Source organism: Rhizobium sp. BK376 (genome assembly GCF_004341625.1).
In the GTDB taxonomy this organism is placed as follows: Bacteria; Pseudomonadota; Alphaproteobacteria; order Rhizobiales; family Rhizobiaceae; genus Rhizobium.
Window position 1 is genome coordinate 73260 of sequence record NZ_SLZG01000010.1, and the last position, 26306, is coordinate 99565.

Here is a 26306-nt window from a genome sequence, read left to right on the forward strand (position 1 = left end):
CGGACAGCGCGGCCGTTTCCGCGCTGTCCCTCGCAGATCAGCGCTTACTTGGCAGGCTTTACGCCCGTCAGACGCAGCAGGCCATCCGGATAGATCGTGATGCCCGAGACCTCTGCACGCGAGGCATAGAACCAGTTCGGGTGATAGAGTGGGATCGACGACAGATCGTTGAGATAGATATTGGTCGCCTTTTCATAGAGCTGCTTGCGTGTCGCATCGTCAGAGGCCTGGCGAGCGGCGACCAGCGTCTTATCCATCTCGGGATTCTTGTACTTGTTGACGTTCTGGCTGCCGTCGGACCCGAAGAACGCATAGAGTGTCGGATCGGGATCGGCGCGACCGCTCCAGTTGCCGATATAGGCCTGGAAATCGCCGGCGAGATAGCGCTGGATGGCCGAGGTGGTCTCAAGCGGCAGCAGGTCGACCTGGAATCCGGCTTCGCTTGCCAGCGACTGGATAATCTGAGCCACACGACCGTCGGTCAACGAATTCTCGAAGGTGATCTCGATCTTCGGTGCCGGACCGCCGACTTCGGCGATCAATGCCTTCGCCTTGTCGATATCACGGGCAGGGATCGGATGCGACTTGCTATAGAAGGCGCTTGACGGCGGGATCATCTGGTTGTCGGGGATGAACTCACCGTTGAAGGCGACCTGATTGATCACATTCCGGTCAAGCGACAGCTCCAGCGCCTTGCGCAGACGCGGATCGGTTCCGATCGGCGTCTTGGCCTTGTCGCCGTTGCCGACGTTGATCATCAGATGCGAAACAGCAAGGCCGGGGGAAGAATGCAGCGCGAGCTTGTTGTCGGAGCGGACGGTCGCGAGATCGGTCGGCGCAATGCGCTCGGCGACATCGAGATCGCCGGCCTGCACACGCGACAGGCGCACGGTGGAATCCGGAATGATGAGGTACTGGACCTGGTCATAGCCGATCTGGGCGGCATTCCAGTATCCCGGATACTTGTCGAGAGTGATGGAGTCGCGCGCCTTGCGGTCCTTCAGCTGGTAGGGACCGGAGCAGACCGGATTTGTCGAGAATTCGCCGCCCTTTTGAACAGCCGTCGGCGATACCATCATGCCGGCGCGATCGCTGAGCACGGAAAGCAATGGAGAGAACGGTCCCTTCAGGTGGAAGGTGACATGCGTCGGATCCACAACCTCGACGCTATCGACCGGAGCGAGTTCGGCCTTGCGGTTCGACTCCTTCATGGTCTTCATGCGTTCGATGTTGAACTTGACCGCCGCGGCATCGAAAGGCGTGCCATCCTGGAAGGTCACGCCGCTGCGCAGCGTAAACGTCACATCAGTACCCTTGTCGTTCCAGGTCCAGGCGGTCGCGAGCTGCGGCACGATGTTGAGCTTGGCATCGATATCGACGAGCTTGTCGCACATCGCGGCAAAAACGATACGCGCGGTGTAGGTGCCGCTGGTCGCCGGATCCAATGCGTCCGGATCGTCCTGCAGCCCGACTTTCAGCGTCGCTGCATTTGCAGAACCAATTCCCATGGCGATGGCGGCCGCCACCGTAAAGGCCTTTATAGAAGTTCCCATAATTATCCTCCTGTGGCGAGCCTCGAGGGCATCCCGGCTCCCCTGCTGAGCTTTTTGTACCGACCCAAGTCATGCATGATTTTCACCCATTGTAAAGCAGCCTGACTAAATATTAGCTAAAAGATTAGGCGGCGTCTAAAAACTAGTCAAAACGATTAAAATTGCGCTTGACCGTCGACTTCATTGCGATAATTTGTTCTCGAAACTGACTAAAAAATTTGGATCATGACAGATATTTCAAATTCCGCGCCCCTGACCCGGCAGATCACATCTCGAACCGTCTTGCGGGCCGTTTTCGAGAACGCCCCTATTTCCCGCGCAGAGTTGGCCCGGCTGACCGGCCTTTCGAAACAAAGCATGTCGGAGATCGTCCGTGATCTAGAGGATGATGGCTGGCTGCGCGTGACCGGCCGTACACAGGGAACGATCGGTCGAAGCGCCATCACCTACGAGCCTGAACCGCGGAAAGCTTTTGTTTTTGGCGTCGATGTCGGCGGAACGAAGGTCCATGCCGCGCTGGCCGATCTCAGCGGCACGATCGTCGGCGAAATCGTCGAGCCGACGGATGGACGCGGTGGCGAGCGCATTATCGAGCAAGTGGCCCGCATCAGCGATGCGCTCATCGACAAGACGGGTGTGGCACAGAAGAGCGTGAAAGTGGGAGCCATCGGCATTCCGGGTGCCGTGCATCCGAGAAACCGTCACCTGACAATGGTGCCGAATATCGCCGGCCTGACGGATCTCGATTTTGAAGCAGCGCTGAAGAAGCGGCTCGGCTATGAAATCCTGATCGAGAACGACGTCAATATGGCCGCCAAGGGCGAGCAATGGCTTGGAAACGGCCGCAACATCGACAATTTCGTGTTTGTCGCGCTCGGCACGGGCATCGGCATGGGCATCGTCAACGAGGGCCGCATCATCCGCGGGGCCAGGGGTGCGGCCGGCGAAATTTCCACCCTTCCTATCGGGGCCGACCCGTTCGACTCGCGGACTTTCACGGCCGGCGCACTGGAATCATCCATCGGCAGTATCGCCATTCGCGGACGCTATGAAGCCATGGGCGGCGCGCCGGGCCTCACCGTTCGCGAGCTTTTCGAGCGCAAGGACGATCCCCTCGCGGCAACAGTGATCGACGAAGTCGCGCGGGTGGTGGCGACCGCGCTGGTTGCCATCTCTGCCATCGTCGACCCTGAAATGGTGATCTTCGGCGGCAGCGTCGGAGCGCGGCCCGAACTTGTCGAGCGGATCACCTTCCATCTCGCACGCTGTGTACCCGTGCCGCTCTCCTGCACCATCAGTCCGCTTGGAAGCCAGGCAGGGCTCTTCGGCGCCATTGCCATTGCCATGGAGAGATTGCGCGAGACATTGTTCGAAATTCCGGGGCGCACTGAACTTGCGGTCGCTTCCATGATGGAAAAAACGGCTTAGAACATAACTGGACGAATTGCATAATGAGCCGGCCGCGCCGGGAGCGCAGCCAGACGAAGCATGAAGAGGATATTCGGAGTATGCAGCGCGATTTCTTCAAGCCCGGCCGTTCGGTCGCTATTTCCGACCGAGGCATGGCCGCCACATCTCACCCGCAGGCGACGTTGGCAGCAGTCGATATCCTGCGCGCCGGCGGCAGTGCCGTGGATGCCGCGGTTGCGGCGGTTGCCCTGCAGGGCGTCATCGATCCGCATATGACAGGCATCGGCGGCGATTGCTTTGCGCTTTATTGCGCTGCCGGCGGCAAACCGGTGGCGCTCAACGGCTCCGGCCGCTCGCCGCAGAAGGCGACCCTGGATTACTATCTTGAGAAAGGTTTCACTGCCATTCCGGACGATAGCCCGCACGCCGTGACCGTTCCAGGTGCTGTCGATGCCTGGTGCAAGCTGATCGGCACCTATGGCCGCCTCGACATGGGCCGCGTCCTTGCACCGGCGATCGCAGCCGCTGAGGACGGCTACTGCATCACCCCGCGCGTTGAGCTGGACTGGGTACGCTACAGCGATCGCGTCGCCAAATACCCGGCATCCGCTGCCTATTTCCTGCCGAACGGCCGCGCACCGCGCACCGGCGAGCGCATGACCAATCCTGCCCTTGCCGCGACGCTGAAGTCGATCGCCAGCCATGGCCGGGACGCTTTTTATCGCGGAGCCGTTGCGGAGGAAATTACAGCACTTCTCCGGTCGCTCGGGGGCCTGCATGAAGAAAGCGATTTTTCGAGCTACAGCGCCTTCGAGACCAACCCGATCACCGCAAAATATCGCGGCCGCGATCTCCTCGAATGCCCGCCAAATGGCCAGGGCCTCGCCGCGCTCCTCATCACCCGCATCCTCGATGGCTTCGACCTGCGCGATCCCAAGCTGACCGAGGCTGATCGCATCCATCTTCTGGCGGAGGCGACGAAGGCCGCCTATGCCAAGCGCGACCAGCTGATCGCCGATCCGCAGCACGTCACCTTCGACATCGGCGATTTGCTTTCGGACCGGTCGATCGATGCCATGCGCCGGGAAATCAGCCTGGAGCGCGCCGCCGATGCATCCATTTGGGATGGTCCGACACATAAGGACACGGTCTATGTTTCGGTCGTCGATGGCGACGGCAATGCGATTTCCCTGATCAACTCGGTCTTCTTCGCATTCGGCAGCGGCATATACGCACCCCGCAGCGGCGTTCTGTTGCAGAACCGCGGTGCCGGTTTCGTCGTGAAGGAAGGCCATCCCAACGCGATCGGGCCGTCCAAGCTGCCGTTCCATACGATCATTCCGGCGATGCTGATGGAAGACGGGAAACCGCGCATGAGCTTCGGCGTCATGGGCGGGCAATATCAGGCCGTCGGTCACGCGCATATGCTGAGCCAGATACTCGACCGCGACCTCGACCCGCAGCAGGCAAGCGACCAGCCCCGCAGCTTCTGCTTCGGAGGCAAGCTGGCGCTCGAGCCAACCATATCGGAAGACGTGCGCCAGGATCTTGAGCGCCGCGGTCATGTAACCGAATGGGCGGATGAGCCGCTCGGCGGCTGCCAGGCCATCATGATCGATCACGAACGCGGTGTGCTGCTTGGCGCTTCCGATCACCGCAAAGACGGCGTCGCCCTGGGATATTGAGGAATGACCATGAACAGCTCCGCCGTTCTGTCTGTCCGTGATCTGACCCTTACCCTTCCTGCAGGCGCGGACCGGAGATATGCACTGCAGGGACTGAGTTTCGACCTGGCAGAACGGGAGATCCTTTGCATCGTCGGCGAGTCCGGGTCTGGAAAATCGCTTTGCGCGCAGACGATCATGGGGCTGTTGCCGAAGGTGATCGGTGTTGAAAAAGGCGAAATCATCTTCGAGAGCAGCGATCTTCTGACCGCATCGCCTTCCACGCTTCGCGACTTGCGCGGCAAGCGTGTCTCGATGATCTTTCAGGAGCCTATGACAGCCCTCAACCCGTCCATGAGAATTGGCGACCAGATCGCCGAGGTCTTCGAGGCACATGGCCTGCTGACGGAGAAGGAGCGGACGGAACGCGCCATGAAGCTCGCGACGGAAGTCGGGCTACCCAACCCAGAGCGTATCGTGCGCTCCTATCCGCACCAGCTTTCCGGCGGCCAGCGCCAGCGCGCCATGATCGCCATGGCGTTGGCGCTCGAGCCCAAGGTGCTGATCGCGGACGAGCCGACCACCGCACTCGATGTCACCACCCAGGCGCAGATTCTCAGGCTGATCCGCGATATCCAGCAGCGCCGCGGCATGTCGGTCATCTTCATCACCCATGATTTCGGCGTGGTCGCCGATATCGCCGACAGGGTTCTGGTCCTGCAGAAAGGGCTAGTGGTCGAGCAGGGAACAGCCGAAGCAGTGCTCACGCAGCCGACGCAGGATTATACCAAGGCGCTGCTGGCGGCCGTACCCTCGGCGACACCGCCGGAGCGCGAACCCGTAGAGGGTCAGCCCGTTGCCTTTGCGGTCGAAAATCTCTGCAAGACCTATATTTCCGGCGGCGGCTTCCTGCAGCCGAAGCGTCGCACCCAAGCCGTCAAGAATGTCAGCTTCGAGATCCGCCGCGGCGAGACGCTTGGGCTGATCGGCGAATCCGGTTCTGGAAAATCCACCGTGGCCCGCCTCATAACGCGGCTGGTCGAGCCGGATAGCGGCAAGGTCATGCTCTCAAACAGCGATTTCACCCAGTTCAGGGGCAGCGAGCTGCGCAAGGCACGGCAGAAGATCCAGATGGTCTTTCAGGATCCGTTTGCCTCGCTCAATCCGCGCCGCAAGGTCGGCCTCAGCATCGCTGACGGCCCCCTCGCCCATGGCGTCGGGTATGATGCGGCATTCAAGGAGGCGCAGCACCTTCTGACGCTGGTCGGCCTCGATCCCCGCTCTGCAGATCGCCTGCCGCACGAGTTTTCCGGTGGCCAGCGCCAGCGCATCGGTCTTGCCCGCGCGCTGGCATTGAAGCCGGATGTGCTGGTCGCGGACGAATCCGTTTCCGCGCTCGATGTCACCGTGCAGGCGCAGGTGCTGAAATTATTGGAAGAGTTGAAAGGCAGGCTCAATCTGGCGATGCTTTTCATCACCCATGACCTGCATGTCGCGGCGCAGGTTTGTGATCGCATCGCTGTCATGCGGCAAGGCGAGATCGTCGAAATCAAACCGGCCGCCAAGCTGATCAACAACCCGGAACACCCCTATACGCGGGAGCTTCTTTCCGCGATCCCTGGGCAGCACCTTCACAGCGTTCATTGATAGACCGCCGTCAAAATTCCCTTCCGCAATTGCGGAAGGGAACATCATAGTCGCGAAAGCCTGGCGCGATCAGTTCGCCGGCTGCTTGGTCTTGCGCAGATAGGGAAGCACGGTATCGAACGAACCGAAGCGAGTAATGGCATCCTCGTTCGAAACGGCGGCCGTGATGATAACGTCTTCGCCCTGCTGCCAGTTCGCCGGGGTGGCAACCTGGTGCTTCGACGTCAGCTGGATGGAATCGATGGCGCGGAGAATTTCATTGAAGTTGCGGCCGGTCGTCATCGGATAGGTGAGGATCAGCTTGATCTTCTTGTCAGGACCGATGACGAAGACGGAGCGCACGGTCGCGTTGTCAGCAGGCGTGCGGCCCTCGGAGCTATCGCCGGCGCCAGCCGGCAGCATGTCATAGAGCTTGGCGACGTTCAGATCCTTGTCGCCGATCAGCGGATATTCCACGTCGAAGCCGGTCGCCGTGCGGATATCGCTCTTCCACTTGGCATGGCTTTCGACAGGATCGACCGAAATGCCGATGATCTTGACACCACGCTTGGTGAACTCGCCTTCCAGGCCGGCCATCGTGCCGAGCTCGGTCGTGCATACAGGCGTGAAATTCTTCGGATGAGAGAAGAGAACGGCCCAACCATTGCCGACCCAGTCATGAAACCCGATGGATCCCTGGGTCGTGTCGGCAGTAAAATCAGGAGCGATATCGTTGATGCGCAGGCTCATATTCAGTCCTCCATTATCTGATGGCTGTTTCAAATTCTCGGGCACGGGATTTCTTTCTGACAGCTCTGTACAGGGCAAGCTTGAACAGGTCAAAGAGAAGCTCTGCTACTTCACTACAACCTTCGGAGAAGTCACCCTCCCCGAAGGTTGTTCTGTTTGGCAATTTCTATTGTTCAGCGCTTCCCGTAGATCTGATCAAGCAGGGCGCCGGAAGCGAAGTGATCTTTCTGCACCTTGTCCCAGGAGCCGAAGACGTCCTCGACCTTCAGCAGCTGGATCTGCGGAAACTGATTCTTGAATTCGGCCGCAACGGCTGGATCGTTCACCCGATTTCCGTTCTCTGCAAGAACACGCTGCCCATCCGTCGAATAGAGAAAGTCGAGATAGGACTTGGCGATTTCGCGCGAGCCGCGAGCGTCCACGACCTTGTTGACGATCGCGACCGGGAACTCCGCCAGCAGGCTCACAGGCGGCGTAACGACCTGCACCTTGTCGGTGCCGAATTCCTTGGCGATACCGCGAGTTTCGGATTCGAAAGTGACGAGGACATCGCCCTGTTCACGCTGGACGAAGCTCGTCGTCGCGGCGCGCCCGCCATTGTCGAACACCGGTACATTGTCGAAAAGCTTCTTCACGAAAGCAGTCGCCTTGGCATCGTCGTTGCCATAGGCCTGTTTGGCAAAGGCAAAAGCAGCGAGATAGGTATAGCGGGCGTTGCCCGAGGTCTTCGGGTTCGGAAAGATGACCTTCACGTCGTCGCGGACAAGATCGTCCCAATTCTTGATATTCTTCGGGTTGCCGGCTCGGACCAGGAAGGACGGAAAGGAATAGAAGGGTGAAGCGTTGTTGGGAAACTCCTTTTGCCAATCCTTCGAGACCAGATTGCTTTCTGCAAGCTTCTCGATGTCGGTGATCTGGTTGAGCGTCACCACATCGGCGTCAAGGCCTTCAATAACGGCTCGGGCCTGCGCGGACGATCCTCCATGCGACTGCTTGATCGTCAGATCCTTGCCCGTATCGGCCTTGTATTTCGGGATGAAAGCCTTGTTTATCGCGACGAAAAGCTCGCGCGAGACATCATAGGAGGCGTTCAGAATGGTTGTCGGCGGGTCGGCAAGAGCCTGACCCGACAGCACAATTGCGAAAGCCGCGCCGAGCGCGAATGAGCGAAACATGAAATTCCCCCGAGACGATTTAAAGAACGACGCCAGAGTAGAAGACGAACCCTGGGCACACGAGCAACAGTCCTCCCTGCTTCCATCGATCTCTAGAATTTTTCTCTCCTCCCACAATCGATCGAAACAGTGCTTTGCTATCTCCGCGGACCTCAGGGCGGCGACATAGCGGCCGCGCGGCACCAGTCCGAGTGACTCATTTTTACTCTTCCACTCGCCCCCACCGCCCGCCATGATCTATAAAGGGCAGCCGTGTCGCCGAAGGAGCCGAAATGAGTGTGACAGCCAATGAGCAGGACCAGATTATCCGGGAACTGGGCGTGACCGCCAAATTTGATGCTGGCGACGAGATCGAGCGGCGCACTGCCTTTCTCAAGGAATATCTGGTTGCAAGCGGCATGAAGACCTTCGTCCTAGGCATCAGCGGTGGAGTGGATTCGCTGACAGCCGCCATGCTGGCGCAGCGGGCTGCGAGACAATTGCGCGAGAGCGGCCATGCCGCCGAATTTGTCGCTGTCCGACTGCCTTATGGCACGCAGGCCGACGAAGACGATGCCCAGCGCGCGTTGAATACAATCGGCGCGGATCGTAATGTGACTGTCAATATCAAGGATGCTGCCGACGCCATGCTGAAAGCCGCAAAACAGGGCGGCCTGAGCTTTGCGAATGCCGGCGAAGAGGATTTCATTCTCGGCAACATAAAGGCTCGCCAACGCATGATTGCGCAGTTTGCGCTCGCCGGCGCCTTGCGTGGCATCGTGATCGGGACGGATCATGCCGCGGAGGCGGTCATGGGCTTCTTCACGAAATTCGGCGACGGCGCGGCCGATATCCTGCCGCTCGCCGGTCTCAACAAGCGCCGGGTCAGGCTGGTGGCTAAAACGCTGGGCGCTCCGGAGGAACTGGTCTTCAAGGTGCCGACCGCCGATCTGGAAAGCAACCGCCCGCTTCGACCGGACGAAGATGCCTATGGCGTCACTTACGACCAGATCGACGATTTCCTGGAGGGCAAGCCGATCGACGAGGCGGCCCGGCAGCGCATCCTGTCGACCTACCGTACGACGGCGCATAAGCGCGCGCTTCCGGTCGCGGCGAGCGATTTTTAGAATCGACCATCCCGCCGACATGAAGCCACGGGAGAAGCGGCTTTGACCTATGAAGCCGACGGGCGTTCACGGGATTCTGATGAATCGGCAGTGCGGCGCAAACGGCGCATTGCGTTTATCGATTGAACAAACCGAAATCTGTTCTAGTTTCGACGGATAATCTCCCCCGGCAGCGTTATCCGCTGCCATCCCTCCATATTGAAGTTGGAAAATTGCCATGTCAGAGCATTCCCTCCCAGTTTGGTTCATCACCGGCTGCTCCACAGGCTTCGGTCGCGAGCTTGCAAAGCTCGTCATCGCCGGCGGCTGGCCAACCGTCGTCACCGCCAGAAACAAGAACAGCCTCGCCGACCTTGTTGAAAGCGCTCAAACGAATACGCTGGCGCTCGATCTCGACGTGACGGATGCAAGCCAGGTCGCTGCCGCCGTGAAGGCCGCCGAAGACCGCTTCGGTCGCATCGATGTCCTGGTCAACAATGCCGGCTACGGCTATCAGGCGAGTATCGAGGAAGGCGAGGAAGACGAAATCCGTGCCCAGTTCGACGCCAACGTCTTCGGCCTCTTTGCGCTTACGCGCGCCGTCCTGCCGCTGATGCGAAAGCATCGCAAGGGCCATGTGATCAACATTACCTCTGTTGCCGGCCTCATCGGCTTTCCGGGCTCTGGCTACTACGCCGCCAGCAAGCATGCCGTCGAAGGCTTCACCGACGCGCTTGCGATCGAAGGCGCTCCCCTCGGCATCAAAGCCACCTGCGTCGAGCCGGGCCCGTTCCGCACCGACTGGGCCGGCCGCTCACTGAAGCAGACCCCGAACCTGATCGAGGATTATGCGGAAATCGTGGGCGCGAGAATGCGGATGACCGCAGCAAACAGCGGCAAACAGCAGGGCGATCCTGTGCGCGCCGGCGAGGCAATGATCCGGATCACCGAGACGGAAAATCCGCCACGCCATCTCGTTCTGGGTGAATTCGGCTATAACGCCGTCACGGAGAAGCTGAAGGAGCGCTTAGCGTTGATCGAAAAATGGCGCGAGGCGAGCCTTGGAGCGGACTTCCCGAAGGCGTAATCGCCCGCAGCGAATTTCGCAGTATTCCGTTGGGTGAGAGTGGGTTGAGCCGACTTGCAAGCGGCTTTTCCCGCCATACATAGTCAACTGTGAACCCTACGAGCCATAGCACAGACTATCTGCTTCGGATCGCCGAGAGCGCCCATATCCCAGTGGCGCGACCGACCAACGAACTGCGGGAATTTGCTGCTAAAGATGGCTGGACAGTCGTGATCTCCAACAAGATCGGCGGGCCGGGACGAATTGACCATCTTGTTTCACCGGATGGCGAATTCGTGTCGCCATGGGATTGGCCGGAATATCCGGACGGGGAGCCAAATCCGGATCGCCAGCGAATGATCGACTGGCGCCCGGTAATCGGGTGGCCGACCCGGGGTATCGGGCGATAAGAATGGGCACTGATAGGTCACGGAGGGAACCGTCATGAAGGCCGAACTGATCACACTTACCACGCTCCTTGCCATCGCTGCCTCACCGGCGCTAGCCATACAGCGCCAGCAGACCATGAACAAAACATGTTCCGAGGTCCAATCGCTGGTGAGGGCACAGGGGGCTGTGATCCTGCAATATCCCGGCACTCGGTCGAGCGGCCTCCTCTACGATCGGGCAGTTGCGACATCCGAAATGTGCTTTGGGAGCGGATACGGCGAACGGACCTATGTACCGGCAAGGGACAGGCGGGATTGCGCTGTATGGGTCTGCCGCCCGAGCACCAATCTTCGTCCCTAGAGTCGCACAAATAGAAAAGATAGCCGCGCTCACGTCGGGCGCTGGTGGAAATCTGGCCCCGTGACACCATTTGCCCGCTGTGGCCGATACAGCGGAGCGAGGCTGGCGGATTCTTTCTCAAGCATGTTAAAATGATCGCGGGGTGTTGGCCGCGGCCAACGGATGGGAAGTCTGTTTCACATTTTGCCCTTCTATGGGATGAGATTCTAACACCGGACGCGGAACCGGAACGATCTTCGTTACATTATACGACCAACTTGGTAGAGTTACCGTATAAACAAAGGAGGTCATCATGCAGACGATACGGTTCTCCCGGCTCCTCGCGGCCGCAGTCCTGATAGGCAGTTTTTCCCTGGCGGATCTTGCGCCTGCCTTTGCGGCGGACAAGACGCTTCTGAATGTCTCTTACGATCCCACACGTGAATTGTATAAGGATTTCAATGCGGCTTTTGCTGCGAAATGGAAGAAGGACACCGGCGAGACGCTTGAGATCAAGTCGTCGCATGGCGGCTCCGGTGCGCAGGCTCGATCGGTCATCGACGGCCTTGATGCCGATGTGGTGACCCTCGCACTGGAAGGCGATATCGACGCCATCGCCAAGGCCACCAACAAGATCCCGGCTGACTGGAATACCAAGTTCCCGAACAAGAGCGTGCCCTACACCTCGACGATTGTCTTTCTGGTCCGCAAGGGCAATCCAAAAGGCATCAAGGATTGGCCCGATCTCTTGAAGGATGGCGTCCAGGTGATCACGCCCAACCCGAAGACCTCGGGTGGCGCTCGCTGGAACATTCTGGCAGCCTGGGCCTGGGCGAAGCAGGCCAATGGCGGGGACGAGAACAAGGCGAACGAATATCTCGGCCAACTGCTGAAGCATGTGCCGGTGCTCGATTCCGGTGCTCGCGGTGCAACGACCACCTTTGTCCAGCGCGGTCTCGGCGATGTGCTGCTCGCCTGGGAAAATGAAGCCTATCTCTCGCTCGAAGAACTTGGGCCCGATCAATTCGAAATTGTGACGCCATCGGTATCCGTCCGCGCCGATCCGCCAGTTGCAGTGGTCGAGGGTAACGCCGACAAGAAGGGCACCCGCAAGGAAGCCGAAGCCTATCTGAACTATCTCTACAGCGACGAAGGCCAGAAAATCGCTGCGGCTCACTACTATCGGCCGATCAAGCCTGAAGCTGCCGATCCGAAGGATATTGCCCGGTTTCCAAACATCAAACTCGCAACGATCGACGATTTTGGCGGCTGGAAGGTTGCTCAACCGAAATTCTTCGGGGATGGTGGTCTCTTCGATCAGCTCTATAAGCCGGGGCAATAACACTTAATGCCTGTAGCATCCCGCAAGCGATGGCGGTTCAGACAGCCGAGCGTCATTCCTGGATTTGGAATGGCGCTTAGCCTCACTTTGATCTGGCTCATCCTCATCGTCCTTATTCCCCTCTCCGGTCTGGCCTGGAAATCCAGCGCTCTCGGCTGGACCCAATTCTGGTCGATCGCCTCGGATCCGCGCACGCTCGCGGCGTTGCGCATGAGCTTCGGCGGCGCATTGATCGCCGCCGTGATCAACGCGATCTTCGGCGTTATGCTCGCCTGGGTTCTGGTGCGCTATCGCTTTCCCGGAAAGCGCATCATCGATGCCATGGTCGACCTGCCGTTTGCTTTGCCGACAGCTGTTGCCGGTATCGCACTGACGACGCTCTACGCACCCAACGGCTGGATCGGGCAATTTCTGACGCCTCTCGGCATCAAGGTCGCATTCACGCCGACGGGCGTTGTCATTGCCCTGATCTTCGTCGGATTGCCCTTCGTGGTCCGCACGGTTCAGCCCGTCATGGAAGAGATCGACATAGAGGTGGAGGAAGCCGCCGCCACGCTTGGCGCCAATCGCTTCCAGACGATCACGCGCGTTCTCTTGCCTGGGCTGGCGCCGGCTGTGATGACCGGTTTTGCGCTTGCCTTTGCTCGCGCCGTCGGCGAATACGGATCGGTGATCTTCATCGCCGGCAACCTGCCCTATGTCTCCGAGATCGCACCGCTCCTGATCGTCATCCGGCTGGAGGAATATAACTATTCTGCCGCGACAGCGATCGCCGCGCTGATGCTGGTCATCTCCTTTGCCTTGCTTCTTGTCATCAATCTCATCCAGTCCTGGAGCAGACGGAGGTACGGCTATGGCGCATGATCTTACCTCGACGCCGCAAAAACTTCATTCCGCCGTGACCGAGCGCATGTTCGCCCGCTGGACTCTGGTCATTATCTCGTTCGTGTTTCTCGCGCTGATCCTGCTTCTGCCGCTGGCGGCGGTCTTCGTGGAAGCTTTCCGCAAGGGCATCGGAGAATATTTCAGCTCCCTTCAGGACCCCGAGACATTCTCCTCCATTCGCCTGACATTGATCGTGGCGGGTATCAGCGTCCCGCTTAATCTCGTCTGCGGCGTTGCGGCCGCATGGGCGATCGCCAAGTTCGAGTTCAAGGGCAAGGCTTTCCTGACGACCTTGATCGACCTGCCGTTCTCGGTCTCGCCTGTTATCGCCGGCCTGGTCTTCGTGCTGCTCTTCGGATCCAACAGCCTGCTGGGACCATGGCTCGAGGCCCATAACGTCAAGATCCTCTTTGCCGTGCCGGGTCTCGTGCTGGCAACGATGTTCGTGACCTTCCCCTTTGTCGCCCGAGAGCTGATCCCGCTGATGCAGGAGCAAGGAACGGCGGATGAGGAAGCGGCACTTTCGCTTGGCGCCAGCGGCTGGCAGACTTTCTGGCATGTCACGCTGCCGAACATAAAATGGGGCCTGCTCTACGGCGTTCTGCTCTGCAACGCCCGCGCCATGGGCGAATTCGGCGCCGTATCGGTCGTTTCGGGCCACATCCGCGGCGAGACCAACACTATGCCGCTGCAGGTCGAAATTCTCTATAATGATTACAATTTCGCAGGCGCCTTTGCCGTGGCGAGCCTTCTCGCCCTGCTTGCGCTGGTGACGCTCGTACTCAAGACGCTGCTGGAATTTCGTTTCAGCGAAGAAATCGCTGCCAGCCGGCGTCACTGAAGGATTGATTGATGGAAGTTCGCGTTCAAAATTTGCGCAAGGAATTCGGCCGCTTTCCGGCGCTTCACGATGTTTCCCTCGATATCCAGTCCAGTGAATTGATCGCTCTTCTCGGCCCCTCGGGATCCGGCAAGACGACGCTGCTGCGATTGATCGCAGGGCTTGAATCGCCGACCGAGGGCCAGATCTTCTTCGGCAGCGAGGATGCATCGAAAAAGACGGTGCAGCAGCGCAACATCGGCTTCGTCTTCCAGCATTACGCACTCTTCCGCCATATGACAGTGCTGGAAAACATATCCTTCGGTCTCAAGGTACGGCCTTCGTCCCGACGCCCGACGCGATCGGAAATTCGCCGCCGCGCTCTCGAATTGCTCGATCTCGTCCAACTCGCTGGCCTGGAAAAGCGTTATCCGGCGCAGCTTTCCGGCGGCCAACGGCAGCGTGTGGCGCTTGCGCGGGCGATGGCAGTTGAACCAAATGTGCTGCTCCTTGACGAACCCTTCGGCGCGCTCGACGCCCAGGTCCGCAAGGATCTGCGCAAGTGGCTGCGCGAGATTCACGACCGAACAGGGCATACGACTGTCTTCGTCACCCACGACCAGGAAGAGGCGCTGGAACTCGCCGATCGCGTGGTCGTACTGAACAAGGGCGCTATCGAGCAGGTCGGCACGCCCGACGAGATCTATGATTCACCCGTCTCGCCCTTCGTCTATGGCTTTATCGGCCAGTCCAATTGCCTCGACGTTCGCGTGACTGACGGCGAGATCTGGTTTGAGGACCGCCCCCTGGGGCTGACGACGCGCAGCGAACCGGATGGCGAAGCTCAGCTCTATTTCCGCCCACATGACGTCGAGCTTCGCGAAGGATGCTCCGGCTGCATTGCCGGCCTTCATGTCGCCAGCCGCCGCGTTGCCGGCACTCGCCATATCGAAATCGATATCGGCGCCCGCCACAACCACGTCGAGATCGAATTGCCGCCGGACAAAGCCGGCGGTCTCGACAAGAGCCGTATCGCCTTCCGTCCGACGCGTTGGAAGCTGTTTCGAGCCAAACCGGAATGAGGCATAAAGCCGGGTTGCTATCGGCGATCCGGCGGCTATCTTTGCGCCGTCTGTGAATCCACGGGAGGTCTGTGACGGTGTTTTATATGTACTTGAAAGCGGCGCACGTCATCGTGGTCGTGACCTTGCTCGGCGGCATGCTGCTGCTCGCTTTCACGCTCTCAATCGCGTCCGGTGGCCTGGGAGGATTGAGCGATCGAGAGGCTCAATTCATTCGCCGCGTTCAGCGCTGGGACCGCATGGTTACAGCGCCCGCGCTCGGCCTTGTCTGGATCATCGGCATATCGCTCATGAGCCTGGGGCAGTGGTACTCGTCCGTCTGGCTGATGATCAAGATCGTGCCGGTTCTGATCCTCTCGGCACTGCACGGCATGGAGTCCGGCGCCTTGCGACGGTTGGCGAACGGCAAGATCATGCAGCCTCCGCTGATCGTGCGTCATGCAATCGCTGTTATCGCCATATGCTTCATCATTATCGCCGTGCTGGCCGTCGCCAAACCAATCTAACCGTTTCTGAGACCCCTCACGAGAGGCCGCCTGCCGACTTCTGCGATGGTTCCTCATCCGCTATTTCGGCATGCGCTGCCTCGAGACTGACCATCGCCTTGATCGGCAAATGGTCCGATGCGATGCGGGCCAAGGGCGAAGCATGGACTTCGACGGTCGAGACCAGACCCCGGCGGTTGGCCATGATGCGGTCCAAGGCGAGCATCGGCAGCCCCGCGGGAAAGCTCGGCACCGCTGCCGGCAGCGGCCCGAAGGCTGACTGGAAAGTATTGAGTGACGAGCGATCGCCGAGACGCCACTCATTGAGATCACCAAGCAGGATAGTCGGCGTCTTCTCACCCCGGCTGTTCATCAGGTCGATGATCATGCGGGCCTGCTGGGCTCGCGAGCGCCGCAACAGACCCAGATGGGCGGCGATGACGCGAAGCGTCCCTCCCCGCGCCAACTCGATCTCAGCAATCAGCGCGCCCCGCGGCTCGAGCCCCGGCAGGTTTGCCTGGTGCACATCGCGCAGCTTGCCCTGCTTGAAGAGGATCACATTGCCGTGCCACCCGTGCGCCTTGAGCGCCCCGGAAACGGGTACGGGAACGAGGCCGGTCTCGCGCTCCAGACGATGGAGATCGAGCAGGCCCGTGCGCTCGCCAAAACGGCTGTCCGCTTCCTGCAAAGCCATGACATCCGCATCGATCTCGTGAATGACGCGGCTGATCCTCTCCGGATCGAAACGACCGTCGGTGCCAACGCATTTGTGCACATTGTATGAAGCTATGAGCGTACCGGTAGGATGCGTTTTCCCTGTCGAATAGCTTTGGGGGCGCTTCCTGCCTTTTATGGACTCGATGATGCTTGCGCGGAGGCTCTCACGTTTTTTCTGCATCTGTCCGCTGACCGTTTCCGTTGTCGAAGAATGCGACGGAGCTATTGATTGATACTATCGCGCGGCAATCGAGTCCGCCATACCGATCGCTCGCCACCTATTAACGCAGCTCACAGGTAAGGCGATCCAAGCCACAGGATTCTTTCGAGCAGGCGCACGGCGAATGGCCGGGCTGTCAACGCGGCGAGTTCCACCGGCTTGGCCGTTCGCAATGCGGCTTCGATATGCTCCTCGATCTTGCCGGCAAAACCCCGATCGAGGACCTCAAGATCGACCTCAAAATTGAGACGAAGCGAGCGCGGATCCAGGTTGGATGAGCCGACATAAGCCCAGGTTCCATCGATCGTCAGCAGCTTCGAGTGATTGAACGCGCCTTCGGCGCGCCAGATACGGCAATAGTTCTTCAGGATCTGGTCGAACTGCGCTGTCATTGCCCGGTCGACCAGCACCAAATTATTCGCAGCCGGTACGACGATATCCACCTCCACGCCTCGCCGGGCGGCCGTCACCAGGGCACTGATCAACTCCCGGTCCGGCAGGAAATAGGGCGACATGATACGGATCGAACTGCGCGCCACCGAAAAGGCGCCTATCAGCATCCTGTGATTGGTCTCAACGCTCCGGTCCGGCCCTGAGGCAATCACCCGCATGAGCACTGGCGCTCCGGGCTGTGTGGCTGGTGTCGGAACAGTCCAGTGCTCGCCGCGAAGCACTTCGCCGGTCGCAAAACGCCAGTCTTCCGCAGCAATGTGAAAGAGATCGGCAACCACGGGGCCGGTGACGCAGAAATGCGCATCGTGCGCGTAGTTCGCCCCGGCAAACTCGTGTGTGAACCCCTGCCGAATATTCATGCCGCCGGTAAAGGCAATACGCCCGTCAACGACCAGAATCTTCCGGTGCGTGCGCAGGTTCGCATAGGGTAGCCGCAACCCCATGATGACGTTGCCATTGAAGACGTCGACCTGAACGCCCCCATCCTTCAGATGGCCCATAATGCTCGGCACCGAATAGCGGGCGCCGACCGCGTCGATCAGGACGCGAACGCTGACGTCGCGCTTGACCGCAGCAATCAAGGCGTCCGCGATCCTGAAGCCGATAGGGTCGCGATCGAAAATATAGGTCTCAAGCATGATGCTGCGCTCGGCACCATCAATAGCAGCCTTCATCGCCGCATAGGCCGCATCGCCATCTTCCAGCATTTCTATCGTGTTGCCGGTCATCAGCGGATGGCGGGCGACGCGGTCGCCGAGGATTTTCATCGCCCGAAAACGACCCCCATAGGTGCTGGCGACCGTCTCGTTATCGGCATCGAAATTCGTCAGATCCCCAAAGGCGTCTTTTTGGTAAAAGACATTGCGTTGGGAACTGATTGTTGCCCTGCGGATGCGGTTAACGCCGGCGATGGCATAAAGCACCGCGCCGACGATCGGCGACAAGAGGATGACGCCAACCCAGCCAGTGGCGGCGCGAACTTCCTCCTTGGTCATAGCGGCATGGATAGCTGCCGCTGCGCCCAGCACGATCGACAGGGCGGCAAGGATATGCGGCCAATAGGTGGATAAGAGATCAAACATATTCAAGGAGTATAGTCATGCCCCCGCGAGATCTACTCGTCTGAAAAGTGCAACACATTTAGCCGTTTAGAGCAACAACAGATCCCAGGTGATTTCGAATTTCCTCAACCTGCGTTCGCAAAAGCCGAATCGATCGCAAAAGCCACCGCCCGCGGCCCAAGCTTTCCCTCCGCCGTTTGGGCTTTCCCGGAAGGCGAGCCATTGTCAAAAATGACGACGCCGTCGAGCGGAGGAATCGCTCTCATTTCACTTGAGAGATTGGCCCGCAATTCCAGCTTGTGTTCGCCTGATGTCCAGGAGACAGCGACGACGTGATCCGGTGCCCTTAAGATCTCCGCCCTGACGTTGCCGCGCTTCAGTACGGGCACGACATAGCGCTGGCGCAATGTCAGCAGATTGCGAACCAGCCGTCGCCAGTGCTGCCCATGTCCAGTGTCGACCGATTGCCATTGCAGTTTCGATCGATCGAAGGTCGATTTGGCATTGGGATCGGGCAGATCGACGAGCGACTTCCCGTCCTTGATGCCGCCAAAACCCTCAGCTTCCGCCGCCCTGCCATTGCGAACGATCTCGCCGAGTTCGCCGGTATAGTCGCAGAAGAAGAAGAAAGGTTGCGTTTCCCCAAACTCCTCACCCATGAATAGGAACGGAATTTGCGGCGACAACAGCATGATCGATGTCAGCGCCTCGACCATGCCATCGTCCGCGAGGCTAAGGAGCCTTTCACCGAATGCCCTGTTGCCAATCTGATCGTGGTTTTGCAGGAAATTTATAAAGGAGGCTGGCGGTAGAACCGCGTTGTTGCCAGGCTCTGACAGGGCACTGGCCGAGGCGGCGCCACGGTTGGGAAAAATGAATCCCTCGGCCAGCGATTTGGCCAGTTTTTCCGCAAGATCGGTCGAGAATGTCTTGTAGTGACCCGCTACTTCGCCGGTAGCGATTACATGGGCGACATGGTGAAAATCGTCGTTCCATTCCGCCGTATAGGTTTTTACTCCACCACCGGCATTGCGCGCCAGGACGCCCGTATCATTGCGTTGGTCTTCTACGACAAGATGGATTTCGCGATCAGGGAACGCCCCAAGCACTCTCTCTGCAATCTCGGTCAGGATATGCTTCGGAGAACTGTCATAGATCTGCTCGATCGCATCGAGGCGGAGCCCGTCCAGCTGAAACTCGCCGATCCAATAGAGCGCGTTGCCGACGAAATAGCGGCGCACGGCCTCCTGGCCGTAGTCGATCGCAGCTCCCCATGGGGTCTGCACATCGGCGCGGAAAAAGGCCGGCGCATACCTCGGCAGATAGTTCCCTTCCGGACCGAAATGATTGTAGACGACATCGAGCAGCACCATGATGCCATGAGCATGGGCGGCGTCTATGAAGGCCTTCATGTCGTCAGGTGTCCCATAGGCCGGGTGCGGGGCGTAGTGGAGGACACCGTCATAACCCCAGCCGCGCTTGCCGGAAAAATGGGCTACAGGCATGATCTCGATCGCCGTGAAACCACTTTTGGCAAGATGCGGCAGCCTTTCCATCGCAGCCCGGAATGTCCCTTCCGGCGTGAAGGTACCGATATGCAGTTCGCAAATGACGGCCTCTTCCCAGGGGCTGCCGCGCCATTTTGTCTTCCATTCATAACTATCAGGCACCGTCAGCAGCGACGGCCCATCGACCGCTGAGAGCTGCGATCGCGAAGCGGGATCGGCCACGGCAAGACCGTCAGACAAGATGAATTGATATTCGCTTCCGAAAGTCGGTTTCGCGCATCGATGCTCGAACCAGCCGCCTTCCTTCGCCGTCATCGCAAACTCCTGAGAAGCAAGGCGAATTTTCAGCTCCTTTTCATTAGGCGCCCATAGTCGAAAGATCACATCGCCATCGTCGATCTCTGGTCCCCAGTGCGCTTCGACACCGGCCAAGTTGCGTTTCAGGCTCGTCATTCATTGGTCTCCCGGAACGTTCGCATCGGTCGATCGGACACTCTGGGCAAAGGAACAGTCAAACCGGCCAATGGTTCCTGTCTCCCTGCAACGTCCATAATTTTAACGCTAGCCGCGGATCGGCAGTCATTTTGAATTGAACCGGCAGACCGGTAGGCCCATACTCACTGCGTCGCTGCTTCGCCTCCACACTTCTTTTTGCACAAGTCTAGGGATCTCGTCGGCAGGAGGTCGCAGCGGATTTTGTAAGGGTAGCGTTCGGAAGATGTGCCTTCCGTGGCCCAAGGGGCCTGTTTTCACATGCAAGCCCGCGTTTCAAGAACGGGCATTCACTTAATCAAGCATTGGCGTGCACAGGATGCCGCAGGCCAGGAACTTTCGGCATTTTGCAAAGTTAAGCGAAGTCCAGTCATGGGAACGGAGATAAGCGATGACGGAATCAAGGGACGAATGGATCAAAAAGCGGGCATACGCCATCTGGGAAGAAGAAGGTTATCCGACAGGTCGTGACGCAGCCCATTGGGAACAGGCGAGCAAAGAGCGCGCCTCGGTCGAAAAGACCTCTCCCCATGGCATCGAAGTCAAGCCAAAGGCAAAGCGTAAAACCGCGCCAAAGGTGGCGGTTGGCAGCAACGGCGCTGCAGCTGCTGTAACGCAGGCAGTTGCCGCAAAACGCGCGCCGCGCAAGGCGCCCGCAGCAAAAGTCTGAGCATATCCTTCTTCGCCCCACAATTTCTCGATCCAAACTTTGCGATGGCCCGACGGTTCCCCGTCGGGCCATATCGTTTTGGGTCATTTCGGCGAAATTCTTCCGGATGGAACAATCCCGAGCGCAATGAATTTCATGTGCAGCGAAAAGCGAGGAACGGGAATTGATGCTCGCGAGCATCCAGGGACGATGACCATGGCCAAGTCGCAGAAGAAGAAATGGTCGCAGGACGTGACCGAAAACAGCGATGCGATGGACCTGAAGGAAGGTGTATTCAAATCGCACGATCCGAAGAAGATTGCGGACGCTCTGAAGCATTCAGCAGAGGCAAGTTCTCGACGCAAGTCCAGCCCCTTCCGATCGGCGATGTCGATGCTGAATTTCTACATCAATCGCGCGGGCAATCAGCTCGACAAAAAGCAGGAGAATACGCTCGAAGAAGCGAAGAACGAGCTGCGTAAGGATTTCCATCGCAAGCCCAAATAGAACGTTCACCAGCAGCATATTGGACAAGGGACGATTTAATTGACCTATGAGCTATACTACTGGGACGGCATTCAGGGCCGTGGCGAGTTCGTGCGGCTCTCGCTTGAGGAAGCGGGAGCCGACTATGTCGACGTGACGCGCGGCCCGCAGGGCATGAGGGCTATGATGAAGATCATGGAGAGCCGGACCGCGCCCCATATCCCCTTCGCGCCGCCATTCCTGAGGGATGGCGACCTGATCATCTCTCATGTCGCAAATATCCTGATGTATCTTGCACCCAAGCTTGGGCTTGCCCCGGCGGATGAAGGGCTTCGTGCCGTCACACACGGACTACAGCTGACGATCACCGATCTGGTCGCGGAGGTGCACGACACCCACCACCCGATCGCGACCTCCCAATATTTCGAGGACCAGAGGCAGGAAGCCAAGGCACGGTCCGCCGAATTCATCGACAACCGCATGCCGAAGTTTCTCGGTTATTTCGAACGTGTCCTGCAGCAGAACCCGGAAGGACCGGAGCACATTGTCGGCAAGAGCCTGACCTATGTCGATCTGTCGCTCTTCCAAGTCGTCGAGGGGCTGCACTATGCATTTCCGCGCGGGATGCACGGCTTTGCAACGAAATATCCGGCACTTGCAGCCCTGCACAGCTCAGTCCGCAAACGTCCCAGAATCGCAGATTACGTGAAATCCGAGCGGAGGCTTGCATTCAGCGAAGACGGCATCTTTCGGCATTATCCCGAACTGGACAAGGACGCCGCTTGAAGTGCGGCTGATGGAAACCCATGGCGCGACAGACCTTCTGGAAGGGATATCTCAAGCTCTCGCTGGTGACGGCATCGGTGTCGCTGACGCCTGCCACATCAGAGAGCACCAAGATTCGTTTCCATGTGCTGAACCGTGCCACCGGCAACCGCGTGGAAAGTCATTACGTCGACAAGGTGACTGGCAAACCCGTCGCCGACAAGGACCAGGCCAAGGGCTATCCGCGCGGCGAGGACGACTACGTCATCTTGGAAGACGACGAGATCGAATCCGTCGGGCTCGAGAGCACGCGGACAATCGATATCAGCACCTTCGTCCCACGCGGCTCTATCGACTGGATCTGGTATGAGAAGCCGCATTTCCTGACGCCGGAGGACAAGGTCGGCGTCGAGGCCTTCTGCGTGATACGCGAGGCGATGAGAGCGCAGAACGTGGTCGGCATTGCCCGCCTCGTGCTCTATCGCCGCGAGCGAGCGGTGTTGCTGGAACCTGACGGAAAAGGCATCGTTCTCTGGACCCTGCGCTATGGCGACGATGTCCGCGCGCCGGAAGGTGATTTCACCCTACACGGCAAGCCCGAGGCCGAGAGCATGACGCTCATGAAGAAACTGATACAGGAGCGCACGCGCGACTGGTCACCCGATATGGCCGAAGACCCCGTGCAGGACCAGCTCTCGGACATCATCAAGGCCAAGAAGAAGGGTCGCAAGAAGGCGCCAGCGCCGAAGCCGGAACCGCCTCCCACAACAGGCAATGTCATCAACATCATGGACGCGCTGAAGAAGAGCATCGCCTCGGAAAATCGTGGTTCGAAACCGCGCTAGCCCTTCGCCTTCGGTTTGCCTGTCTGCAATGGCCCCGCTGCCTTGAAGAAGTTGCCCCAGGGGTCGCTCGAAAGCGCCTCCAGTCGCGCCGCCGCATTGTCGACCGTAAAATGGGCAGGGCCGATTTCCTTGCCGAGTTCATCCCACGACAGGGGCATAGACACGGCAGCGCCCGGACGAGCGCGGGTCGAATAGGCTGCGACGGCAGTGTTGCCGCGGCCATTGCGCAGGTAGTCGATGAAAATCTTGCCCTCGCGTTTGGCTTTGGTCGCGACCGAGAGATAGCGCTCCGGACTGTCCTTGCTCATGCCGTCAGCAAGCGATTTCGCAAAGGCCTTGACCTCCTCCCAGCCTGCCCTCGGTTTGAGCGGCGCGACGACATGCAGGCCCTTGCCGCCCGAAGTCTTGACAAAGGAAGCAAGGTCGACCGCCGCAAAGCGAGCCTTGATCTCGCGAGCTGCATCGATAACCGCGCTCCATTCGACATCTTCGCCCGGATCGAGATCCATGGTGATCATGTCGGGTTTTTCCCAATTGTCGGTCGTCGTGCCCCAAGGGTGAATTTCAAGGACCGCGGATTGCACCAGCGCGATCAACCCATCGAAGTCCATGATCCGCAACAGCTTCTCGCCATCCCTGTCCTTTGGATCGACGATCTGCTCGATATGGGCATTGATGCCCTTCCAGGCATGTTTCTGGAAGAAGCGCTGGCCATCGATGCCATCAGGGCAACGCAGCAGCGCCAGGGGCCGGTTGACGACGAAAGGCTCCATATGCCGCCAGACCTGCGCATAGTAATTCGCAAGCCCTTCCTTGGTGACGCCTTCGTCCGGCCAGTATATCCGGTCGGGATGGGTGAGCGATACGGTGGCTTTCGGCAGGCTCGGTGCTGTTGTCTTTTCCATTTCGCGAACGATCTCTTTTGCCGGTTTATCCTCGCGCAAACCCCGGAAGGCAGCGTGGCGGAGATTACCGTCGCCCGACCAGGCGCGATACTCTACCTCGCCGACGAGTTCGGGCCTGACATAGACCAGCCCTCGCCGCTCTTCGGCAGTCAGCTTATCGTCGAAGGAACTTTCCTTTTGCTCCATTGCCGAGAGCCGGAGATAAAGGTCCTGCGCCAGCGCCACCGTGTAACCGGTGCCGACACGGCCGACATGGATAAGCTTGCCCTTTTCATAAACGCCCATGGCAAGCGAGCCGATCGCGTTCTTCAGCGTGGTTGAGGGCACATAGCCGCCGATCACGAACTCCTGCCGCTGCGAGCATTTGGACTTGATCCAGCTGCCGGTGCGTCCGGATGTGTACTCACTGTTTCGATCCTTGGAGACGACGCCTTCGAGACTTAGCTGGCAGGCATGCTTTAGCACGAGACCGCCATCATCAACGAAATGGGTGCTATAGCGAAGCACCTCGCCGTGCTCCGGCAGGAGCTTCTCCAGCAATTCCTTGCGCTCGATCAAGGGCACTGATCTCAGATCGTAGCCATCGAGATAAAGGAGATCGAACGCGTAGAAGATGAACCGATCGCTCCTGCCTTCGCTGAGATCATGCTGCAGGGCAGAGAAATCCGACGCGCCGGAATCGCGCTCGACGACAAGTTCACCGTCGATCAGCGCGGTCTTGGCCGGAAGCGCCTGCAATGCGGCAGCGACTGTCTTGCCGAACCGATCCGTCCAATCGAGGCCGCTGCGCGTCAGGAGCTTCAACTCTCCATCGTCCAGCCGTGCCTGAAGCCGATAGCCATCGAACTTGATCTCGTGAATCCAGTGCTCACCGGCAGGCGGTTTTGGCTTCAGTTTGGCAAGGACCGGCTCGACGAAATCAGGCAGAGCCGCCCTCTCCGCCCCCTTGGGCATGGTGGGTTTCCTGGCAACTTCAGGGGCTTTCTTTCGCGGCGAAACCGGCTTGGCTGAAGTGGCAGGTTTCTCGGCTCTCTTTGCCCTGGAGTTCCAGGTCTTTTCCGGCGCTTCGGCGACTTCATCGAGGCTGCGACCGGTCTTTGCGGAATCGGGCATCTGCTCGAGTATGTCCTCGCCGTCGTGGCGTGCCTCGGCGTCGTCGCCTTTTATCAGCAGCCAGTTGTCGTGCTTCTCATCGCTGCGTCCGGCCATGCGGACAAGGTGCCAGCGGCCATGCAACTTCTCGCCGTCCAGCTCGAAATCGAGATGGCCCTTGGCATAACCCTTTTTCGCATCACCGATCGGCTTCCAGGTGCCACGGTCCCAGACGATAACGGTGCCGCCGCCATATTGGCCTTTCGGGATAGCGCCTTCGAAATCTCCGTAGTCGAGCGGATGATCCTCGACATGGACGGCGAGCCGCTTGTCCTCGGGATTGAGGCTTGGGCCGCGGGTCACCGCCCAGCTTTTCAGGACGCCGTCCATTTCAAGACGGAAATCGTAGTGCAAGCGCGTCGCATCGTGCTTCTGGATGACAAAGCTCGATCCCGCCTGATGGTGCGCGCGACCTCGTGGCTCCGGCGTCCTCTTGAAATCCCGCTTCGAATGGTATGTTTCGAGGGCCATGGCTCATCCCGCCTTTCGTTGGCGCTGTGCACCCGCAGGCTTGCCCTTGGGCGCGCCCCCCTTGCCCTTGCCGCCGAGCCCCGCGCTCTCGCGAAGAGCCTGAAGCAGATCGACGACCTTTTCTTCCTTTGCGGGCTTCCCCTTCGGAAGCGGCTTGCCTTCGATCTTGGCTTTCACCAATTCGACAAGAGCAGCCTCGTAACGATCCTCATAGGCTGCGGGATTGAACTCACCCTGCTTGGTGCCGATGATATGGCCGGCAAGATCCAACATCTCGTCGGTTATCTTGAGATCGGGAATGGCTTTAAATGCCTCTTTGGCGGAACGAACCTCATAGTCGAAATTGAGCAGTGTCGCGATCAGCCCGTCTTCGTGGGGACGAATGAGCATGGTGCGATAGCGGCGAAACAGCACCGCTCGCGCAAGCGCTGTCACTTTTCTTGCCCGCATCGCCTCGGCGATCAGCGCCAGAACCTCATCGCCCTCGCCCGGACCAGCCGCGAGGTAGTATGGCCGCTCGAAGAAGAGCTTGTCGATATCGTCGCTGTCGATGAAGCTCTCGACCGTGAGCGTCTTGTCGCCATGGGGCGTGATGGATGCGATCTCATCATCTTCGATCATGATGTAATCGCCCTGCTCGAGCCGATAGCCCTTGACCTGATCATCGCGCGAGACGGGTTTGCCCGTCTCGCTGTCGACGAATTGCCGCTCGACGCGATGGCCGGTCTTGCGGTTGATGATATTGAACGACAGGCGATCCGCTGAAGAGACGGCCGTATAGAGGGCGACAGGGCAACTCAACGCCTCGATCGTCAGAAACCCTCTCCAGCTTGCACGTGTCGTCATGCACCAGCCCCTCGTTTATCGATTATCTCGTTCTCGCCGCATGCTCGCGGACGCTCACGTCTTC

The 26306-nt window shown here is 59.1% G+C and carries 23 protein-coding genes; 15 read left to right on the forward strand and 8 right to left on the reverse strand.

Features of this window, described 5'->3' with window-relative positions; genetic code table 11:
* Nucleotides 1-44: 44 nt before the first annotated feature.
* Nucleotides 45-1553, reverse strand: a complete 1509-nt coding sequence (locus EV561_RS21995; RefSeq protein WP_132524460.1) for an ABC transporter substrate-binding protein — start codon at nucleotides 1551-1553, stop codon at nucleotides 45-47.
* Nucleotides 1554-1778: 225 nt separating this feature from the next.
* On the opposite strand from EV561_RS21995, the gene EV561_RS22000 reads away from it, so the two are divergent.
* From EV561_RS22000 to EV561_RS22010, 3 genes are all read left to right on the forward strand, one after another.
* Nucleotides 1779-2981 (forward strand): ROK family transcriptional regulator, encoded by a 1203-nt coding sequence (locus tag EV561_RS22000; protein WP_132524461.1) that lies wholly within the window; start codon nucleotides 1779-1781, stop codon nucleotides 2979-2981.
* An 80-nt stretch (nucleotides 2982-3061) separates the two neighbouring features.
* Entirely contained in the window at nucleotides 3062-4648 is a 1587-nt protein-coding gene (gene ggt, locus EV561_RS22005; protein WP_132524462.1) for a gamma-glutamyltransferase, read from the forward strand.
* Between the two features lie 9 nt (nucleotides 4649-4657).
* Nucleotides 4658-6274 (forward strand): ABC transporter ATP-binding protein, encoded by a 1617-nt coding sequence (locus EV561_RS22010; protein ID WP_132524625.1) that lies wholly within the window; start codon nucleotides 4658-4660, stop codon nucleotides 6272-6274.
* Nucleotides 6275-6343: 69 nt separating this feature from the next.
* Here the strand turns inward: EV561_RS22010 and EV561_RS22015 are convergent, their stop codons facing one another.
* Nucleotides 6344-7003, reverse strand: coding sequence for a peroxiredoxin (locus EV561_RS22015; RefSeq protein WP_132524463.1), 660 nt, complete (start codon nucleotides 7001-7003; stop codon nucleotides 6344-6346).
* Nucleotides 7004-7176: 173 nt separating this feature from the next.
* A complete protein-coding gene (locus EV561_RS22020) occupies nucleotides 7177-8178 on the reverse strand; it encodes a sulfate ABC transporter substrate-binding protein (protein WP_132524464.1) in 1002 nt (333 codons plus the stop codon).
* A gap of 272 nt (nucleotides 8179-8450) precedes the next feature.
* Here EV561_RS22020 and nadE point away from each other — a divergent pair, with 272 nt between their 5' ends.
* The 8 genes from nadE to EV561_RS22060 all read left to right on the forward strand — a co-directional run bounded on the left by nadE (nucleotide 8451) and on the right by EV561_RS22060 (nucleotide 15693).
* Complete coding sequence (gene nadE, locus EV561_RS22025) at nucleotides 8451-9284, forward strand: ammonia-dependent NAD(+) synthetase (protein ID WP_132524465.1); 834 nt, start codon at nucleotides 8451-8453, stop codon at nucleotides 9282-9284.
* Nucleotides 9285-9501: 217 nt separating this feature from the next.
* Nucleotides 9502-10350, forward strand: a complete 849-nt coding sequence (locus EV561_RS22030; protein WP_132524466.1) for an oxidoreductase — start codon at nucleotides 9502-9504, stop codon at nucleotides 10348-10350.
* 423 nt (nucleotides 10351-10773) lie between these two features.
* Nucleotides 10774-11079, forward strand: a complete 306-nt coding sequence (locus EV561_RS22035; RefSeq protein ID WP_132524467.1) for a hypothetical protein — start codon at nucleotides 10774-10776, stop codon at nucleotides 11077-11079.
* A gap of 292 nt (nucleotides 11080-11371) precedes the next feature.
* Nucleotides 11372-12400, forward strand: coding sequence for a sulfate ABC transporter substrate-binding protein (locus EV561_RS22040; RefSeq protein WP_132524468.1), 1029 nt, complete (start codon nucleotides 11372-11374; stop codon nucleotides 12398-12400).
* A 6-nt stretch (nucleotides 12401-12406) separates the two neighbouring features.
* Nucleotides 12407-13264, forward strand: coding sequence for a sulfate ABC transporter permease subunit CysT (gene cysT / locus EV561_RS22045; RefSeq protein WP_132524469.1), 858 nt, complete (start codon nucleotides 12407-12409; stop codon nucleotides 13262-13264).
* Nucleotides 13254-14126 (forward strand): sulfate ABC transporter permease subunit CysW, encoded by an 873-nt coding sequence (cysW, locus tag EV561_RS22050; protein WP_132524470.1) that lies wholly within the window; start codon nucleotides 13254-13256, stop codon nucleotides 14124-14126. The genes cysT and cysW overlap by 11 nt, the downstream gene beginning before the upstream one ends.
* An 11-nt stretch (nucleotides 14127-14137) precedes the next feature.
* Nucleotides 14138-15187: a sulfate/molybdate ABC transporter ATP-binding protein gene (locus tag EV561_RS22055; RefSeq protein ID WP_132524471.1), complete on the forward strand. Its 1050-nt coding sequence runs from the start codon at nucleotides 14138-14140 to the stop codon at nucleotides 15185-15187.
* Nucleotides 15188-15273: 86 nt separating this feature from the next.
* The gene (locus EV561_RS22060) at nucleotides 15274-15693 is read left to right on the forward strand and encodes a CopD family protein (protein ID WP_132524472.1); all 420 of its coding nucleotides are present in this window, start codon (nucleotides 15274-15276) and stop codon (nucleotides 15691-15693) included.
* 16 nt (nucleotides 15694-15709) lie between these two features.
* On the opposite strand, the gene EV561_RS22065 is transcribed toward EV561_RS22060, so the two are convergent.
* The 3 genes from EV561_RS22065 to treZ all read right to left on the reverse strand — a co-directional run bounded on the left by EV561_RS22065 (nucleotide 15710) and on the right by treZ (nucleotide 20084).
* The gene (locus EV561_RS22065; protein ID WP_132524473.1) at nucleotides 15710-16570 is read right to left on the reverse strand and encodes an endonuclease/exonuclease/phosphatase family protein; all 861 of its coding nucleotides are present in this window, start codon (nucleotides 16568-16570) and stop codon (nucleotides 15710-15712) included.
* A 110-nt stretch (nucleotides 16571-16680) separates the two neighbouring features.
* Complete coding sequence (locus tag EV561_RS22070; RefSeq protein ID WP_132524474.1) at nucleotides 16681-18144, reverse strand: phosphatidylserine/phosphatidylglycerophosphate/cardiolipin synthase family protein; 1464 nt, start codon at nucleotides 18142-18144, stop codon at nucleotides 16681-16683.
* Between the two features lie 104 nt (nucleotides 18145-18248).
* Nucleotides 18249-20084, reverse strand: coding sequence for a malto-oligosyltrehalose trehalohydrolase (treZ, locus tag EV561_RS22075; RefSeq protein WP_132524475.1), 1836 nt, complete (start codon nucleotides 20082-20084; stop codon nucleotides 18249-18251).
* 430 nt (nucleotides 20085-20514) lie between these two features.
* On the opposite strand from treZ, the gene EV561_RS22080 reads away from it, so the two are divergent.
* The 4 genes from EV561_RS22080 to EV561_RS22095 all read left to right on the forward strand — a co-directional run bounded on the left by EV561_RS22080 (nucleotide 20515) and on the right by EV561_RS22095 (nucleotide 22868).
* Nucleotides 20515-20793 (forward strand): DUF2934 domain-containing protein, encoded by a 279-nt coding sequence (locus tag EV561_RS22080; RefSeq protein WP_132524476.1) that lies wholly within the window; start codon nucleotides 20515-20517, stop codon nucleotides 20791-20793.
* Nucleotides 20794-20988: 195 nt separating this feature from the next.
* A complete protein-coding gene (locus EV561_RS22085; protein WP_132524477.1) occupies nucleotides 20989-21279 on the forward strand; it encodes a DUF3175 domain-containing protein in 291 nt (96 codons plus the stop codon).
* Between the two features lie 39 nt (nucleotides 21280-21318).
* Nucleotides 21319-22044 carry a glutathione S-transferase gene (locus tag EV561_RS22090; RefSeq protein WP_132524478.1) on the forward strand — a complete coding sequence of 242 codons (726 nt, stop codon included), beginning with the start codon at nucleotides 21319-21321 and terminating at the stop codon, nucleotides 22042-22044.
* A 20-nt stretch (nucleotides 22045-22064) separates the two neighbouring features.
* Nucleotides 22065-22868 carry a Ku protein gene (locus EV561_RS22095; RefSeq protein ID WP_132524479.1) on the forward strand — a complete coding sequence of 268 codons (804 nt, stop codon included), beginning with the start codon at nucleotides 22065-22067 and terminating at the stop codon, nucleotides 22866-22868.
* Here the strand turns inward: EV561_RS22095 and ligD are convergent.
* Both ligD and EV561_RS22105 read right to left on the reverse strand, forming a co-directional pair.
* Nucleotides 22865-25396 carry a DNA ligase D gene (gene ligD, locus EV561_RS22100; protein WP_132524480.1) on the reverse strand — a complete coding sequence of 844 codons (2532 nt, stop codon included), beginning with the start codon at nucleotides 25394-25396 and terminating at the stop codon, nucleotides 22865-22867. The genes EV561_RS22095 and ligD overlap by 4 nt on opposite strands.
* 3 nt (nucleotides 25397-25399) lie before the next feature.
* The gene (locus EV561_RS22105) at nucleotides 25400-26242 is read right to left on the reverse strand and encodes a Ku protein (RefSeq protein WP_132524481.1); all 843 of its coding nucleotides are present in this window, start codon (nucleotides 26240-26242) and stop codon (nucleotides 25400-25402) included.
* Nucleotides 26243-26306 lie beyond the last annotated feature (64 nt).

Excerpts from the sequence above, each read along its gene's own strand:
- EV561_RS22055 (WP_132524471.1), top strand. The coding sequence starts at position 14,138 with ATGGAAGTTCGCGTTCAAAATTTGCGCAAGGAATTCGGCCGCTTTCCG.
- EV561_RS22035 (WP_132524467.1), top strand. The coding sequence starts at position 10,774 with ATGAAGGCCGAACTGATCACACTTACCACGCTCCTTGCCATCGCTGCC.
- ligD (WP_132524480.1), bottom strand. The coding sequence starts at position 25,396 with ATGGCCCTCGAAACATACCATTCGAAGCGGGATTTCAAGAGGACGCCG.
- cysT (WP_132524469.1), top strand. The coding sequence starts at position 12,407 with ATGCCTGTAGCATCCCGCAAGCGATGGCGGTTCAGACAGCCGAGCGTC.
- treZ (WP_132524475.1), bottom strand. The coding sequence starts at position 20,084 with ATGACGAGCCTGAAACGCAACTTGGCCGGTGTCGAAGCGCACTGGGGA.
- EV561_RS22065 (WP_132524473.1), bottom strand. The coding sequence starts at position 16,570 with ATGCAGAAAAAACGTGAGAGCCTCCGCGCAAGCATCATCGAGTCCATA.
- EV561_RS22070 (WP_132524474.1), bottom strand. The coding sequence starts at position 18,144 with ATGTTTGATCTCTTATCCACCTATTGGCCGCATATCCTTGCCGCCCTG.
- EV561_RS22095 (WP_132524479.1), top strand. The coding sequence starts at position 22,065 with ATGGCGCGACAGACCTTCTGGAAGGGATATCTCAAGCTCTCGCTGGTG.
- EV561_RS22105 (WP_132524481.1), bottom strand. The coding sequence starts at position 26,242 with ATGACGACACGTGCAAGCTGGAGAGGGTTTCTGACGATCGAGGCGTTG.
- EV561_RS22030 (WP_132524466.1), top strand. The coding sequence starts at position 9,502 with ATGTCAGAGCATTCCCTCCCAGTTTGGTTCATCACCGGCTGCTCCACA.
- cysW (WP_132524470.1), top strand. The coding sequence starts at position 13,254 with ATGGCGCATGATCTTACCTCGACGCCGCAAAAACTTCATTCCGCCGTG.
- EV561_RS22080 (WP_132524476.1), top strand. The coding sequence starts at position 20,515 with ATGACGGAATCAAGGGACGAATGGATCAAAAAGCGGGCATACGCCATC.
- EV561_RS22015 (WP_132524463.1), bottom strand. The coding sequence starts at position 7,003 with ATGAGCCTGCGCATCAACGATATCGCTCCTGATTTTACTGCCGACACG.
- EV561_RS22085 (WP_132524477.1), top strand. The coding sequence starts at position 20,989 with ATGGCCAAGTCGCAGAAGAAGAAATGGTCGCAGGACGTGACCGAAAAC.
- EV561_RS21995 (WP_132524460.1), bottom strand. The coding sequence starts at position 1,553 with ATGGGAACTTCTATAAAGGCCTTTACGGTGGCGGCCGCCATCGCCATG.
- EV561_RS22060 (WP_132524472.1), top strand. The coding sequence starts at position 15,274 with ATGTACTTGAAAGCGGCGCACGTCATCGTGGTCGTGACCTTGCTCGGC.
- ggt (WP_132524462.1), top strand. The coding sequence starts at position 3,062 with ATGCAGCGCGATTTCTTCAAGCCCGGCCGTTCGGTCGCTATTTCCGAC.
- EV561_RS22010 (WP_132524625.1), top strand. The coding sequence starts at position 4,658 with ATGAACAGCTCCGCCGTTCTGTCTGTCCGTGATCTGACCCTTACCCTT.
- EV561_RS22020 (WP_132524464.1), bottom strand. The coding sequence starts at position 8,178 with ATGTTTCGCTCATTCGCGCTCGGCGCGGCTTTCGCAATTGTGCTGTCG.
- nadE (WP_132524465.1), top strand. The coding sequence starts at position 8,451 with ATGAGTGTGACAGCCAATGAGCAGGACCAGATTATCCGGGAACTGGGC.
- EV561_RS22000 (WP_132524461.1), top strand. The coding sequence starts at position 1,779 with ATGACAGATATTTCAAATTCCGCGCCCCTGACCCGGCAGATCACATCT.
- EV561_RS22040 (WP_132524468.1), top strand. The coding sequence starts at position 11,372 with ATGCAGACGATACGGTTCTCCCGGCTCCTCGCGGCCGCAGTCCTGATA.